This window comes from Methylobacterium sp. AC433, assembly GCF_979253015.1.
This window is the reverse complement of sequence record NZ_CEEDBN010000003.1, coordinates 19,911-34,194: the sequence shown is the minus strand read 5'-3', so window position 1 is coordinate 34,194 and position 14,284 is coordinate 19,911. Positions and strand designations below refer to the sequence as shown.

The window sequence follows — 14,284 nt, the reverse complement described above, 5'->3', positions numbered from 1 at the left end:
CGCACGCTCATGACCGAGCCCGCCCCCTCAGGCCGCGGTCGCGTCCTCTACATCGACGACGACCCCGGCCTGGGGCGGCTCGTCCAGCGCACCCTCGCGGCTCGGGGCTACGCCATGGAGATCGCCGTCGACGGCGATGCCGGCCTCCTGCGTCTCGGGCAGGGTGGCATCGACGTCGTCGCGCTGGATCATCACATGCCGGGCCAGACCGGCCTCGACATCCTGCCGACGATCCGCGCGCTGCCAGACGCGCCGCCGGTCGTCTACGTCACCGGGTCGGAGGACAGCCGCGTCGCGGTGGCGGCCCTGAAGGCGGGCGCCGTCGACTACGTCTGGAAGGATCTCCAGGGCCAGTTCCGCGAGCTCCTCGGCGAGGCCATCGACACGGCGCTCCGGCAGGAAGCGCTCCGGCGCGACAAGGAGCAGGCCGAGCAGGCGGTGCGGGAGGCGCGGGACCGTGCCGAGATCATGCTGCGGGAGGTCAACCACCGCGTCGCCAACTCGCTGGCCCTGGTGGCGGCGCTGGCGCACATGCAGACCAACGCGGTCACGGATCCGGCCGCGAAGGCCGCGCTCCGGGAGATGCAGGCCCGGATCTCGGCGATCGCGGGCATCCATCGCCGGCTCTATACCTCCGACGACGTCGAGGCGGTGGACCTCGACGCCTACCTGGCGAGCCTCGTGGAGGAGCTCCAGGCGGCCATGAAGGCGGCCGGGCGCGACCATGCCATCCGCCTCGACGCGGCGCCGGTGCGGCTCGCCACCGACAAGGCGGTCTCGATCGGCGTCGTCGTCACCGAGCTGGTGACGAATGCCTACAAATACGCCTATCCACCGGAAGTTCCAGGAGAAATCCGGGTCTCCGTCGCGCGCGAGGGCGCCGATGGACTGACCCTGACGGTGGAGGATGACGGGATCGGCTGGACCGGCGAGGGCCAGCCGCGAGGCACCGGCCTCGGCTCGCGCATCATCCGGGCGATGGCGGCGAACCTGCGCTCGGGCCTGGTCTATGGCGGCGGCCGGAGCGGAACCCGGGCCACCCTCTCGTTCCAGGGCTGAGGATTCCTCAGACCAGGGCGCCGGCATTCATGATCCCGTCGGGGTCGAGGGCGCGCTTGACGGCCGCGATCAGGCGCAGGCGGGCGGGATCGGAATAGCGCTCCAGGAGGTCGCGCTTGAAGCGGCCGATGCCGTATTCCGCGCTGTATCCGCCGCCGTATTCCAGCGCGATCGTGTAGAGGTCGTGGGCGAAACCCGCCTCGATCTCGCGCGTGAACGCGACCCGGTCACGGCCCGCCGGCACGACGAGGTTGTAGTGCAGGTTGCCGTCGCCGACATGGCCGTAGACCGAGAGGCGGACGTCCGGCAGGCGCTCGGCGAGCAGGGCGGCGCCGCGATCGAGGAAATCGGTCAGGCGGGAGATCGGCACGGCGATATCGTGCTTGACCGATCCGCCGGCATGCTTCTCCCCCTCGGGAATCGTTTCGCGCACCGCCCAGAAGGCCCGGCGCTGGGTCTCGGACTGGGCCAGCACCGCGTCGACGACCCAGCCCCGTTCCATCAGGGCCTCGAGGCAGCCCATCAGCACGTCGTCGAGGGGGATGCGGTCCGAGGAGGCGGTGAGCTCGAGGAGCACGGCCCCGCCGGGTCCGGCCTTCAGTCCGATCTCGGCGCCGCGCATCTCGGTGACGAGGCCGAGGGAGGAGGCGGAGATCAGCTCGAAGGTCGAGGCGAGGTCGGAGGTCTCCCGGCGCACCAGGGCGGCCATCTCGGGTATCGGCGCCCCAGCGGCGAGTTCGAGCCAGGCGGTCGCCCGCTGGCCCTGGGCCGGCCAGAGCTTGAGGACCACGCCGGTGATGATGCCGAGGGTGCCCTCGGCCCCGATGAAGAGCTGCTTCAGGTCGTAGCCGATGTTGTTCTTGCGCAGGGTCCGCATGTCGGAGAACAGCGATCCGTCCGGCAGCACCACCTCCAGGCCGAGGACGAGGTCGCGCGCCATGCCGTAGCGCAGGACCTGGAGGCCGCCCGCATTGGTGCCGAGGTTGCCGCCGAGGCGGCAGCTGCCTTCGGAGCCGAGGCTCAGCGGCAGGAACAGCCCCTCCGCCTCGGCCGCCGTCTGGGCGTCGGCCAGGATGGTCCCGGCATCGCAGGAGAGGGTGAAGTTCAGGGGGTCGACCCCGCGGATGCGGGTCATCCGCTCCAGGCTGACCACGAGCTGGCGCCGGCCGGGCTCCGGCGTCGCCCCGCCGACATAGCCCGTGTTGCCGCCCTGGGGCACGAGGCCGAAGCCGTGGGTCCGGGCGAGCCCGACGATGCCCTGGACCGCCTCGACGCTGCGCGGGCGCAGCACCGCGGGCGTCTCGCCCTGCATCAGGTCGCGCTGGTCCCGGGTGTAGCGCCCCGTCAGGGCCGGGTCCGTGAGGACACCGCCGGCGCCGAGGAGGGCCTCGAACGGGGTCAGGGCGTCGCGATCCGACAGGGATTCCGGCATGGGGGTTCTTCCGGCAGGGCGCGTCGTGGCTGGCCGCGCGCAGGTTCGGCCTTCGCGGTCGAACCATGTCGCGCGGCGGCGCCGAAGGAAAGCGCTCGCCTTTCAACCGGAGGAGACGTGTCAGCCCCCGGACCGGCCCAGCAACTCAGCCGTTGCGGAAGGTATAGCTGTAGCCGTTGAGCGCCGGGGCGCCGCCCAGATGGGCGTAGAGCACCTTCGAACCCTTGGGGAAGAAGCCCTTCCGCACGAGGTCGATCATGCCCTGCATCGACTTCCCCTCGTAGACGGGGTCGGTGATCATGCCCTCCAGCCGGGCCGAGAGGCGGATGGCCTCGACGGTCTCCTTCGAGGGCACGCCGTAGACCGGGTAGGCGTAGTCCTCGTTGAGCACGATGTCGTCGGCGGCGATGGCCGGGGCGCCGATGAGCTCGGCGGTGTTGCGGGCGATCTCCAGCACCTGCGCCTTGGTCTGGGCCGGGGTGCAGGAGGCGTCGATGCCGATGACGTTGCGGGCGCGCCCGTCGGCGGCGAAGCCCACCACCATCCCGGCATGGGTCGAGCCGGTGACGGTGCAGACCACGATGTAGTCGAAGTGGAGGCCCATCGCGGCCTCCTGGGCGCGGACCTCCTCGGCGAAGCCGACGAAGCCGAGGCCGCCGAACTTGTGCACCGAGGCACCGGCGGGGATCGCGTAGGGCTTGCCGCCCTTGGCCTTCACGTCCTCGAGGGCCTTGGTCCAGCTCTCGCGGATGCCGATGTCGAAGCCGTCATCCACGAGCTGCGTCTCCGCGCCCATGATGCGCGACAGCATGATGTTGCCGACGCGGTCGTAGACGGCGTCCTCGTGCGGCACCCAGGCTTCCTGGATCAGCCGGCACTTCATGCCGATCTTGGCCGCCACCGCCGCCACCATGCGGGTGTGGTTGGACTGGACGCCGCCGATGGTCACCAGGGTGTCGGCCCCGCTCGCGATGGCGTCGGGCACGATGTATTCGAGCTTGCGCAGCTTGTTGCCGCCATAGGCCAGGCCGGAATTGCAGTCCTCGCGCTTGGCGTAGATCAGCACGTCGCCGCCCAGATGGGCGGTGAGGCGGGGCAGGTGCTCGATCGGGGTCGGGCCGAAGGTGAGGGGGTAGCGCTCGAATTTCGACAGCATGGGCGGAATCCTTCGTGGTCAGCCCGGAAAAGCTAGCAAACACTTCGCGAAAGGTGCTCTCGAAATCAGGGCTCGGATTTTGCAGAGTGGAGCCGGCAGGCCGTATCGGCGCACATTCCTTGCGTCTCTGCTCCCTCTCGCGAAAGGATCTTTCATGGACGCTGGGCTGGACCGCATGGACCTGAAGATCCTGCGCTTGCTCCAGGCCGACGGGCGCATGGGCAATGCCGAGATCGCCAAGCGGGTGAACACCAGCGCGGCCACCTGCCACCGGCGCATCCAGCGCCTGTTCGACGAGGGCTACGTCCGGGGCGTGCGGGCGCAGATCGCGCCGGAGAAGGTCGGGCGCGGCTCCCTGGTCATGGTCGGCGTGGTGCTGGACCGCTCGACGCCGGAGAGCTTCGCCGCCTTCGAGGCCGCGGCCCGGGCCATGCCGATGGTGCTCGACTGCCACCTCGTGGCCGGCGATTTCGACTACTTCCTCAAGATCCGCGTCTCCGACATGGCGGATTTCAACCGCCTCCACAGCGCGACGCTGATCGCCCTGCCGGGGGTCCGCCAGACCCGGACCTTCTTCGTGATGAAGGAGGTGGTCGACAATGCCCCGCTCGACCTCTGAGCGGGGCGTCGACGGGGGGCGTTCGGTGGAGGGTCGCGCCGGACCCCCACGCGCGGCACGCCCTCATCCCGGAGCCGCGCAGCGGAGCGCGAGATCCCGATCCGCTGGTTGCGCCGAACCTGGCGCGGTCGGACGCCGCGGCTTCATCGGCAATCAGACCGGCTGCAGCGCGTCGGGAGGAGATCGAGGCGGAGGCGGCTCTGCCCGCATCCCGAACCGGAAGGTCGCCGACGTGCGACCCGAGACGCAACGGTGCTCCCTCTCCTGGAAGGAAACGGGACCCGCGCCGCCCATGGGATATACGAAGGCGGCGGTCACGGAGACGCGCGACGTCCGCCCGATCAGTCCAGGAAAAAGGGTCACGCCCATGTCCGATCAGCCGCAGGGGATTCCGGAGGCCGTGCGCGCGGGGCGTCCGACGGTCTGGCGCAACCCGGGGAGCCGCCCGGCCGGCGAGGTCCTGCCCGGCCTCGCCTACGGCCTCGCCGAGGTGCGCGCGGCGGAGGCGCGCTGGCGCCGGTTCGATCCGCTGCTGGCGGCCCTGTTCCCCGAACTGGAGACCGGACGGATCGATTCGCCGCTGCTGCCGCTGGCCCCGGAGGTCGCGGCCCATGTCCGCGGCGGCGACGGTCCGGCGGTCTGGGTCAAGGCCGACCATGACCTGCCGGTGACGGGCTGCATCAAGGCGCGCGGCGGCGTCTACGAGGTGCTGGTCACCGCCGAGCGCCTGGCGCTCGCGCAGGGCTGGCTGCGGGACGGCGACTCCTACGCGCGCCTGACCGAGCCGGAGATCCGGGCCGCCTTGGGGGCCTACACGGTCGCGGTGGGCAGCACCGGCAATCTCGGCTTCAGCGTCGGGGTCATGGCGCGCGCCCTCGGCTTCCGGGTCGAGGTCCACATGTCCCACGATGCCAAGGCCTGGAAGAAGCAGCGCCTGCGCGACATCGGCGCCCGGGTGGTCGAGCATGCCGGCGATTACGGCAGCGCGGTCGCGGCGGCGCGGGACGCCTTCGCGGGCCGGGCGGACGCGCATTTCGTCGACGACGAGAGTTCGGTCGACCTGTTCCTCGGCTATGCCGCCGCGGCCTTCGACCTGCAGCGCCAGCTGGCGGCGGCCGGGATCCGGGTCGATGCCGCGCATCCCCTGGTGGTCTACCTGCCCTGCGGGGTCGGGGGCGCGCCTGGGGGCGTCACCCTGGGGCTGAAGCTCCTGTTCGGCGACGCCGTCCACTGCGTCTTCGTCGAGCCCGTCGCCGCGCCCTGCATGCTGGTGCAGCTCGCCGCCGGGCTCGACCGGCCGGTCAGCGTCTACGATATCGGCCTCGACAACCGCACCGCCGCCGACGGCCTCGCGGTGTCGAGCGCCTCGCTCCTCGTCGCCGGCACGGTCGGCCCGCTCATCGCGGCTGTCGTCACGGTGGCGGACGACGCGCTCTTCGCCGGGGTGCGCGACCTCTGGCAGCGGGCGGCCCTGCGCCTCGAACCCTCGGCCGCCGCCGCCTTCGCGGCCGTCAGCCCGACCCTGGCGGCCCTGCCGGACCTGCGCGGCGCCACCCAGGTGGTGTGGACGACCGGCGGGGCGCTCCTGCCCGAGGCGGAGTTCCAGAAGGCGCTCGCGGCCGCGGCGTGACGGGTTTCGGCTGGGGGAATTCCGCCGTCCTCGACGCGCGGCACCGCGTCATCCCGGCGCCGAGCAGCGGAGCCCGGGATCCGGACACGCGGGTGGTGCCGAGCCTGACGCCGTCGGCGGCTCCGGTCGGCGCGTCGGAACGACGGCGCGAATCCACCGGAGACCGGACCGGGTGCACCGTATCGCGAGGCGATGGGAGCGGGGCGGCTCTGCCCGCATCCCGAACCGGAAGGTCGCCGACGCACGACCCGAGACGCGACGGCGCTCCCTCTCCTGGAAGGAGAGGGGACCCGCGCTGCGCGCGATACCGGAATCCGTTGCTTCCTCCGCTGTCATCGACGGCGATGTCCGATGAGCGAGTCGGGCTGCGCCGAGACGCAACGGCGCTCGCTCTTCCGGCGGGGGAGGGAACCCGTGCCCGGCGGCGAGACGCGCCCAGTGCCTCGCGTTCGCCTACGGCTCCGCCGCCGCCCCATCCGCGACCCGCGCACACTCGCCCGCATAGGCGTTCAGGATCGCCGGGAGCAGGCCCGGGAAGCGCGACTCCACCTCCGCCCAGCGCGAGTGGTTGCGCATCTCGACGCCGCGGCGCTCGCTGCGGATCAGCCCGGCCTCGCGCAGCACCTTGAAGTGGTTGGAGAGCGAGGATTTCGGAATCACCCGGTCACCGACCGCCGAGAGCGCCGAGCAGGCCTCCACGCACCCCGCGCGCATGATGTTGGCGAAGATCGCGGCCCGATCCGGGTCGGCCAGCGCGTGCAGGATCGCACGCGTCTGCAGGTCCTCGAGGGCGGGGTGGAACAGCGGTCTCATGTTTTCGACATATGGACCCTTGACCCACACTTCGGTAGTTCCGAACTTCCGAACTGTGGGACGCCGGGTGCCGCATCGGCACCGGCCCATGTCGGAAGGATGCAGAGATGTCGAAGCTTCAGGGCAAGGTCGCGGTCGTGACCGGCGCATCGAAGGGGATCGGCGCGGGGATCGCCAAGGCGCTGGCGCGGGACGGCGCGGCGGTGGTGGTCAACTACGCCTCGAGCCAGGCGGGGGCGGACGCCGTGGTCTCGGCGATCACCGCCGAAGGGGGCCGGGCGATCGCGGTCCGGGCGGACGTCTCCAAGACGGCGGAGGCGCAGGCCCTGATCGAGGCGGCGGTCGCGCAGTTCGGCCGGCTCGACGTGCTGGTCAACAATTCCGGCGTCTACGAATTCGCCACGATCGAGGAGGTCACGGAGGCGCATTACCACCGGCTCTTCGACGTCAACGTGCTCGGTGTCCTGCTCGCCTCCCAGGCGGCGGCCAAGCACCTCGGGGAGGGCGGGAGCATCGTCAACATCTCCTCGGCCATCACCCATGTCAGCACGCCGGCCGCCGCGGTCTATAGCGGGACCAAGGGCGCGGTGAACGCGATCTCGGGGGTCCTCGCCAACGAGCTCGCCCCCCGCCGCATCCGCGTCAACACGGTCAGCCCGGGCTACGTGACGACCGAGGGCACGCAGAGCGCCGGCGTCGCCGGCTCGGAGATGGAGACCGGGCTCATCGCCCAGACGCCGCTCGGCCGCGCCGGACACCCGGGCGACATCGCCGACGTGGTCGCCTTCCTGGCCTCGGACGACGCGCGCTGGCTCACCGGCGAGAACATCACGGCCAGCGGCGGCCTCCGCTGAGCCGCCCGGTCCGGCCCCGGATGTCCCGACGGGGCGTCCGAGGCCGGAGCCGGGTCAGAGGCCCGGCGGCACCCAGATCGGCAGGGCGGCGGCGTCGACGGCGCGGGGCAGCAGGCCCTCGGTGCGGAAGGCGTCCGCGATGGTCTGCTGCTCGGCGAGGGCGGCGCGGGTCACGGGCTCGACCCGGTAGCTGCGCCGGGCATTCGCCTGCCGGACGATGGCGGGGTCGAGCTTCCACAGGGCGCCGAGGCGGGCGGCGGCGGCCTCCGGCTCGGCCTTCACCCAGGCCCCCGTCTCGCGCAGCTTGCCGAACAGGAGCGCGAGCACGTCGGCGCGCCGCGTCGCGTAGTCGGCGCCGGCGAGGTAATAGCGCTTGTACTGGGACAGGCCGGTGCCGTCCCGGAGGATGCGGGCGCCGGTCTGCTGCTCGGCCGCCGACAGGAACGGGTCCCAGGCGACCCAGGCCTCGACGCTGCCGCTGGCGAGCGCCGCGCGCCCGTCCGACGGCGTCAGGTAGGCGGGGTGGATCGCCTTGAAGGGGAGCGTCTCGGCCGCGAGGGCGGCCAGCAGCAGGTAGTGGCTGCCGGCCCCCTTGGTGACCGCGACCTTGCGGCCCTTCAGGTCGGCCACCGACCGGATCGGCGAATCGGCGGCGACCAGGATCGCCTGCGCGCTCGGCGAGGGGGCCTCCTGCGCGATGTAGGCGATCCGCGCCTGGGCGGCCTGGGCGAAGATCGGCACGGTGTCGGCGACATCCGCCGAGACGTCGATCTGCCCGGCATTGAGGGCTTCCATGATCGGCAGGCCGCTGGTGAACTCGTGCCACGAGACGGTGACGTTCAGCGGGGCCAGGGCCTTCTCCAGCGCGGAATCCTCCTTGAGGAGGGCGATCAGCGCCGAGGATTTCTGGAAGCCGATGCGGAGCTTGTCCGCGTCGGCCGCGCGGCCGGCGCCGGGCGCGAGGGCGAGGAGGCTGAGCGCGGCGGCGGCGGCGCGCAGCGCGTGGCGGCGATGGATCATGGCGTCTCTTCAGGTTTCGGGATGCTTGTGGATCGGATCGACCCAGTGGACGGTCTCGGGCCGCTCGACGGGCTCGACATCGGTGATGTTGACCACCACCGCCTCGTTGTCGGAGCGGACCAGGACGCAGTTCAGGGGCTGGTCCGGATCGGCGTTGATCTCCTGGTGCGGCACGTAGGGCGGCACGAAGATGAAGTCGCCGGGGCCGGCCTCGGCCACGTATTCGAGCTTGTCGCCCCAGCGCATCCGGGCGCGGCCCGAGACCACGTAGATCACGCTCTCCAGGGCGCCGTGGTGGTGGACGCCGGTCTTGGCGTCGGGGGCGATCGCCACGGTGCCGGCCCAGATCTTCTGGGCGCCGACCCGGGCATGGTTGATCGCCGCCTGCCGGAACATGCCCGGCGTCTGGGCGGTGTTGGCATCGAGCGCGTCGCCCGGGATCACCCGCACGCCGTCGTGCTTCCAGCGCTCGGCCGGGGAGGCGTGCGCGGGGTCGTCGTGGTGGTGGTGGTGATCGCCGTGGTCGTGGTCGTGGTCGCCGTGCATGGCTCGCCTCTCGCGCTGGGGGTCGCGGCTCATCGTACCGCAGCGGCGGCCGGTTCGAAGCTGCGATCGAGGATCGCTTCGGCCTTCGGCGCCCGGGCCTGCGGGATCAGCCCGGAGCGGACGTAGAGGTCGATGTTGCGCTGCTCGTCGGCGACGACCGCCTCGTCGATGGGCACGGCCCGGTACTGGGCGCGGGAGAACCAGCGCAGGGGCACCGCCTCGGGCAGGCCGATGAGCTTCGACCAGACGGCCGCGTAGGGGGCGGGGTCCTTCAGGGCCCAGTCGCGGGCCGCCACGAGGCGCCGGCCGAAATCGGCGAGTTGCGCCCGCTTGGTCTTCAGGGCGGCGTCGCTCGCCACCGCGAAGCTCAGGCCCGGGGTGATGCCGTTGCCGTCACGGACCACCCGGGCGAGGCCGGCGAGCTCGGCGGTGGAGGTGTAGGGCTCCCAGGTCGCCCAGGCATCGACGCTGCCGCTGGCGAGCGCGATCTTGGCATCCGCGGGCGGCAGGAAGCGCAGGGTCACGGCGCTCGCCGGCAGGCCCGCCTCCTCGAGGGCCGCGAGCACGACCTGATGGCCGATGGAGCCGCGGTTGGTGGCGATGCTTTTCCCCTTCAGCTCGGCCACGGACCGGATCGGCGAATCCTTCGCCACCAGGATGGCGAGGCCGTCCTGCCGGTTGCGGAAGGCCAGGAACGCCTTCACCGGCACCCCGGCGGCGGCCGCGAAGGTGAAGGGTGCGTCGCCGACCCCGCCGGCGTCGATCGCCCCGGCATTCAGCGCTTCGAGAAGCGGCGCCGCGGCGGGAAACTCGCTCCAGTCGAGGCGGTAGGGCAGGTCGGCCAATACGCCGGCCGCCTCCATCAGCGCGCGGGCGTTGCCGCGCTGGTCGCCGACGCGCAACACCGGCTCGTCGGCACGGGCGAGCCCCGCGAGGGTCAAGAGGGTCGGGGCCAGAAGCGCGAGAACCGCAAGGACGCGCCGCATCACGCCGCCTCCGCCTGGGCGCCGCGCCGGGCCAGCAGCCGGCGGAAGGCCGGGATGAGGTCGCGGCCATACGCGAGGGCGTCCTCCAGCGGGTCGAAGCCCCGGATCAGGAAGGTGCGCACCCCGAGGTCGTGATAGGCCAGCAGCGCCTCGGCGACCTGCTCGGGCGTGCCCACGAGGGCGGTGGAATTGCCCGACGCCCCGGTCTCCCGGGCGATGGCGGTGTAGAGCCTTGTGTCGAGGCGGTTGCCCTGCGCCGCCGCCGCCAGCAGCCGGCGCGAGCCCTCGTTCTCCGGGGCCGCCGCCGGGCCGAGCCCCTGCGCGGCGCGGGTGGCGCGGGTCCGGGCCAGGATGTCCTCCGCCCGCGCCCAGGCGGCCTCCTCCGTCGCCGCCAGGATCGGCCGGAACGACAGGCTGAAGCGCGGAGAGCGCCCGTGCGGCGCGGCCGCGGCGCGGACCTTCCGAATCGCCTCGCGGACCTGGTCCAGGCTCTCGCCCCAGAGGGCGTAGGTGTCGGCGTGGCGGCCCGCCACCGCGATGGCGGCCGGGGAGGCGCCGCCGAAATAGACCGGGATGCCGCGCGGATCGACCGGCTTCACCGCGGAGAAGCCGCCCGCGACCCGGTAATGCGCGCCGGCGAAGTCGAAGGGGCTCGCGGCGGTCCAGACCTGGCGGGCGACCGTCAGGAACTCGTCGGTGCGGGCGTAGCGTTCGTCCTTTGTCAGGTGGTCGCCGTCCTGGGCCAGTTCGCGGTCGTCGCCGCCGCTGATCGCGTGGATGGCGACGCGGCCGCCGGTGAGCTGGTCGAGGGTCGCGAACTGGCGCGCGGCCACGGTCGGGGCGGTGAAGCCCGTGCGGTGGGCGATCATCAGGCCGATGCGCTCGGTCACAGCCGCGATCTGCGCCGAGAGCAGGATCGCGTCGGGCGCGGTGGCGTAGAACGCCAGGAGGATGCGGTCGAACCCGCCCCATTCATGCGCCTGGGCGAGCAGTCGCAGGTAGTCCCGGTCGATGGCCGGACCCGCGGGCGCGTGGATCTCGGACTGGTGGCGCGGGGCGGCGAAGCCGATGAACTCGACGGCGTCCGGGCTGAGGAAGCTCATGGAATCTCCTTGCGGCGTGGGGCGGAGGCGTGAAGGTCGTAGTCAGCGGGAGAGCGCGGCCCGGCCGGCGGCCGTGCGCACGGCATCGCCCTGGGGCCAGTGGATGCGCCCGCACAGGACGTCGCGCAGGTGGCGCTCCAGCGGGTTGGCGCGGGACAGGCCGGGATTGCCGGAGAGTTCCACCGCGCGCTGCACCACCGCGATGGCGTTCTCGGTCACGGTGAGCTTGAGGAAGCCGGATTCCTGCGGTGCGGGCGTGGAACCGCGATCCACCTCCGCGGCGATCCCGCGGACGAGTCGGGCGCCGAGCGACAGGAGCCGCGCATTCTCGCCGACCGCCTCCTGGAAGCGGGGTAGGGCGGCGAGGCTGTCGCCGAGGCTCGCCGGACGGCGTGCGGTGGCGAAGGCGACGAGCCAATCCTGGGCCGCCCGCGCGACGCCGTCGTAGAGGGCGGCGATCAGCACCGCGTTCCAGGCCTGCTGGTCCGGATCGGGGGCCCGCCAGCCTTCCGGCGCGCGCAGGTCCACCGCATGGTCGTGCGGCACCCGGACATCCTCCAGGATCACGTCGTGGCTGCCGCTGGCGCGCAGGCCGAGATGGTCCCAGCTCTCGACCACGCGCACACCCGGCGCATCCATCGGCACCAGGATGTTGCCGATGCGCGGCGCGGCGTCCTCCGTTCGGGCGAAGACGAGCCCGTAGGCGAGGGCGGGGCTGCCGGTGGAGTAGATCTTGCGGCCCGTGACACGCCAGCCGTCGGCGGTCTCCCGCGCCACCGTCGACGGGATGCCGCCCCGCGCCGGCGTCCCGAGATCCGGCTCGACCCGCAGGGCGTTGATCAGGGCGCCCTCCGCGACGGCGGCCCGCCCGACCCGGTCCGCGAGGCCGGTGGGCCACGATCCGGCGCGGGCGATCAGCGCCTGCTGGATGAGGTGCATCGCCAGCACCAGGGCCGTCGACGGGTCGCCCTGCGCGAGGGCTCCGATCGTCGCCGCGGCCCGTTCGAGGCCGGCCCCGGCGCCGCCCAGCCGCTCCGGCACGGTCAGGCCGAGGAGCCCGGCCTTCCGCAGGTCGGCGATGTTCTCGTGCGCGAAACGCCCGGCGCGGTCGTGGTCTTCCGCCCGCGCGGCGAAGCGCGCGGCGAGGCCGGCGACGGACGCGGGCGGGGTGGAAACGGGCGGCATCGGGCGGGTGTGTGCTCTCGACGTTTCGGGGGCCGCCGGAGCGGGATCTCGCCGGCTCGTTCGAAGGGCCGTGCGACGTCTCCATCGTCCCGTTCCCGCCGCCGTGAGTCAACGAGAACGTTCGTTTTTCAGAACGCGCGTTCGGAGGAAAGCCTTTCGAGAAACCGAGCCGATCGAGAAGGTTTCACGCAGATCGGGTTTTTTGGCGAGAACTGCGCTTCGAACTCCGCCACAGCTTTCGCATCTCACCCGCTGGCCTCGCCGCTTGTTCTCTAAAAAGAACGTCCGTATGAGCCGGGCAAGGATGCGACGCTGCGGGAGCCATGACGATGAGACCGACGTCCCGGACGCTGCCCATCGCGGTCATCGGCGGCGGCTTCAGCGGCATGATGGCGGCGGAGCAGCTGCTGCGCGTCCTGCCGCCCGACCGCGCCGTATTGCTCTGCGAGCGGGGCCATGCCTTCGGCCTCGGGCTGGCCTATTCGACCCTCAACCCGGACCATCTTCTCAACCTGCGGGCGACGCAGATGAGCGCCGACCCGGAGCAAGCCGGGGCCTTCTCGGACTGGCTGGTCCGGGCCGAGCTCGACCCCACCGAGCGCATGGGCCTGCGCGAGACCGAGGCCGGCACCTTCGCGTCGCGGGGGCTGTACGGCCGCTACCTGTCCGAGCGCTGGACCCGGCTGGCGGAAGGGGCGGGCGACCGCCTCGTCGCGGACAGGGCCGCGATCGTCGATGTGGAGCCGGTGCCGGAGGGCTTCGTCCTGCACGGGGAAGGCGTTCCGCCCCGGCGGGTCGCCGGCCTCGTCCTGGCCATGGGCAACCTGCCAGGTCCCGAAATCGCGCGGAGCCGGCACCGGCTCGATCCGTGGCGCCCGGAGGCGTTCGGCGCCCTGGATCCGGGGGGCGACGTGCTGGTGGTCGGCACCGGCCTGACCATGATGGATTCGGTGGCGGCCCTGCGCCGCGAGGGCTTCGCCGGCCGGGTCGTGGCCGTGTCCCGCCGGGGTCTGCTGCCGAAGCCCCACGCCGCCGTCCCGGTCGGCCGGCGTCCTGATTTCAGCCCCGAGATCCGCGCCTCGGCGCGACAGCTCTTCGCCGCCGTCCGGCGCGAGGTCGCGGCGGCCCGGGAAGCCGGCGCCGACTGGCGCGGGGTCATCGACGCCCTGCGCCCGATCACCGATTCCCTCTGGACCGGGCTGCCGCGGGCCGAGCAGGCCCGGATCCTGCGCCACGTCCGCCCCTACTGGGACGTGCACCGCCACCGCACGGCGCCCCCGGCGGCGGAGGCCATCGCGGACGAGATCCGGCGGGGGAGCCTCGTCGTCCGGGCGGCGCGGATCCTCGCCATCGACGACGCGCCGGACCGGGCGCTGGTGACGATCCGCCCGCGCGGCACCGACGGCCGCGAGCGGATCGAGGCCCAGGGCATCCTCGACGCCACCGGCTTCAGCCGGCTCGCCGAGACCGGCGACCCGCTGATCCGCAACCTGCTGGCCCGCGGCCTCGTCCGGCCCGGTCCGTTCGGCCTCGGGATCGCGGCCGGCCCCGACGGCAGGGTCGCCGGCCAGCCGACCGACGCCCCGGTCTGGGCCTTCGGGCCGATGCTGCGCGGCGTGATCTGGGAATGCATCGCGGTGCCGGACATTCGCGACGCGGCCCGCCCCCTGGCCCGCGCGGTGGCCGACCGGCTGGGCGATCGCCTGGCCGCCTGAGCCTTTCGTCGAATCGCCCCTCGGTGCGACGCCGCTCTCCGTTCCGGCAGATCTTTGGAAGCACATTCCCGTCCAGCGCGGCTATTTTCAAGACGATCGGCGGTCCCCACACGCCGCCGACCAGAGACGATCCGATGACCCAGCCGCTTCATCAATCCCGCCGTCC

At 72.5% G+C, this 14,284-nt stretch carries 13 protein-coding genes; 5 read left to right on the top strand and 8 right to left on the bottom strand.

The features are described from left to right. The first annotated feature begins 9 nt into the window (after window positions 1–9). Window positions 10–1,059 (top strand): sensor histidine kinase, encoded by a 1,050-nt coding sequence (locus AC0IWM_RS06100; protein ID WP_471753552.1) that lies wholly within the window; start codon window positions 10–12, stop codon window positions 1,057–1,059. 7 nt (window positions 1,060–1,066) lie between these two features. Here AC0IWM_RS06100 and AC0IWM_RS06095 read toward each other — a convergent pair whose 3' ends face one another. Then, window positions 1,067–2,491 (bottom strand): FAD-binding oxidoreductase, encoded by a 1,425-nt coding sequence (locus tag AC0IWM_RS06095; RefSeq protein WP_471753551.1) that lies wholly within the window; start codon window positions 2,489–2,491, stop codon window positions 1,067–1,069. A gap of 145 nt (window positions 2,492–2,636) precedes the next feature. Beyond that, window positions 2,637–3,647, bottom strand: a complete 1,011-nt coding sequence (locus AC0IWM_RS06090; RefSeq protein ID WP_056470481.1) for a 1-aminocyclopropane-1-carboxylate deaminase — start codon at window positions 3,645–3,647, stop codon at window positions 2,637–2,639. 154 nt (window positions 3,648–3,801) lie between these two features. Here AC0IWM_RS06090 and AC0IWM_RS06085 point away from each other — a divergent pair, with 154 nt between their 5' ends. Together AC0IWM_RS06085 and AC0IWM_RS06080 are read left to right on the top strand one after the other, a co-directional pair. Further along, on the top strand, window positions 3,802–4,266 hold the full coding sequence (locus AC0IWM_RS06085) for an Lrp/AsnC family transcriptional regulator (protein ID WP_056470483.1): 465 nt from the start codon (window positions 3,802–3,804) through the stop codon (window positions 4,264–4,266). Between the two features lie 367 nt (window positions 4,267–4,633). Further along, complete coding sequence (locus tag AC0IWM_RS06080) at window positions 4,634–5,896, top strand: D-serine ammonia-lyase (protein WP_471753550.1); 1,263 nt, start codon at window positions 4,634–4,636, stop codon at window positions 5,894–5,896. A 453-nt stretch (window positions 5,897–6,349) separates the two neighbouring features. On the opposite strand, the gene AC0IWM_RS06075 is transcribed toward AC0IWM_RS06080, so the two are convergent. After that, complete coding sequence (locus tag AC0IWM_RS06075; RefSeq protein WP_471753549.1) at window positions 6,350–6,709, bottom strand: ArsR/SmtB family transcription factor; 360 nt, start codon at window positions 6,707–6,709, stop codon at window positions 6,350–6,352. 107 nt (window positions 6,710–6,816) lie between these two features. Here AC0IWM_RS06075 and AC0IWM_RS06070 point away from each other — a divergent pair, with 107 nt between their 5' ends. Next, window positions 6,817–7,563 (top strand): glucose 1-dehydrogenase, encoded by a 747-nt coding sequence (locus AC0IWM_RS06070; RefSeq protein ID WP_056470494.1) that lies wholly within the window; start codon window positions 6,817–6,819, stop codon window positions 7,561–7,563. 54 nt (window positions 7,564–7,617) lie between these two features. Here AC0IWM_RS06070 and AC0IWM_RS06065 read toward each other — a convergent pair whose 3' ends face one another. Genes AC0IWM_RS06065 through AC0IWM_RS06045 form a run of 5 tightly spaced genes read right to left on the bottom strand, consistent with a single transcriptional unit; the run spans window position 7,618 to window position 12,403 of the window. Then, complete coding sequence (locus AC0IWM_RS06065) at window positions 7,618–8,583, bottom strand: aliphatic sulfonate ABC transporter substrate-binding protein (RefSeq protein WP_471753548.1); 966 nt, start codon at window positions 8,581–8,583, stop codon at window positions 7,618–7,620. A 9-nt stretch (window positions 8,584–8,592) separates the two neighbouring features. Then, on the bottom strand, window positions 8,593–9,129 hold the full coding sequence (locus tag AC0IWM_RS06060; RefSeq protein WP_471753547.1) for a cupin domain-containing protein: 537 nt from the start codon (window positions 9,127–9,129) through the stop codon (window positions 8,593–8,595). Window positions 9,130–9,158: 29 nt separating this feature from the next. Continuing rightward, on the bottom strand, window positions 9,159–10,115 hold the full coding sequence (locus tag AC0IWM_RS06055) for an ABC transporter substrate-binding protein (RefSeq protein WP_471753546.1): 957 nt from the start codon (window positions 10,113–10,115) through the stop codon (window positions 9,159–9,161). Continuing rightward, window positions 10,115–11,218, bottom strand: a complete 1,104-nt coding sequence (locus AC0IWM_RS06050; protein WP_471753545.1) for an LLM class flavin-dependent oxidoreductase — start codon at window positions 11,216–11,218, stop codon at window positions 10,115–10,117. Before AC0IWM_RS06050 ends, AC0IWM_RS06055 begins: the two co-directional genes overlap by 1 nt. Before the next feature lie 42 nt (window positions 11,219–11,260). Beyond that, window positions 11,261–12,403 carry an acyl-CoA dehydrogenase family protein gene (locus AC0IWM_RS06045; protein WP_471753544.1) on the bottom strand — a complete coding sequence of 381 codons (1,143 nt, stop codon included), beginning with the start codon at window positions 12,401–12,403 and terminating at the stop codon, window positions 11,261–11,263. A gap of 329 nt (window positions 12,404–12,732) precedes the next feature. On the opposite strand from AC0IWM_RS06045, the gene AC0IWM_RS06040 reads away from it, so the two are divergent. Further along, on the top strand, window positions 12,733–14,118 hold the full coding sequence (locus AC0IWM_RS06040; protein ID WP_471753543.1) for an FAD/NAD(P)-binding protein: 1,386 nt from the start codon (window positions 12,733–12,735) through the stop codon (window positions 14,116–14,118). The last annotated feature ends 166 nt before the right edge of the window (window positions 14,119–14,284 follow it).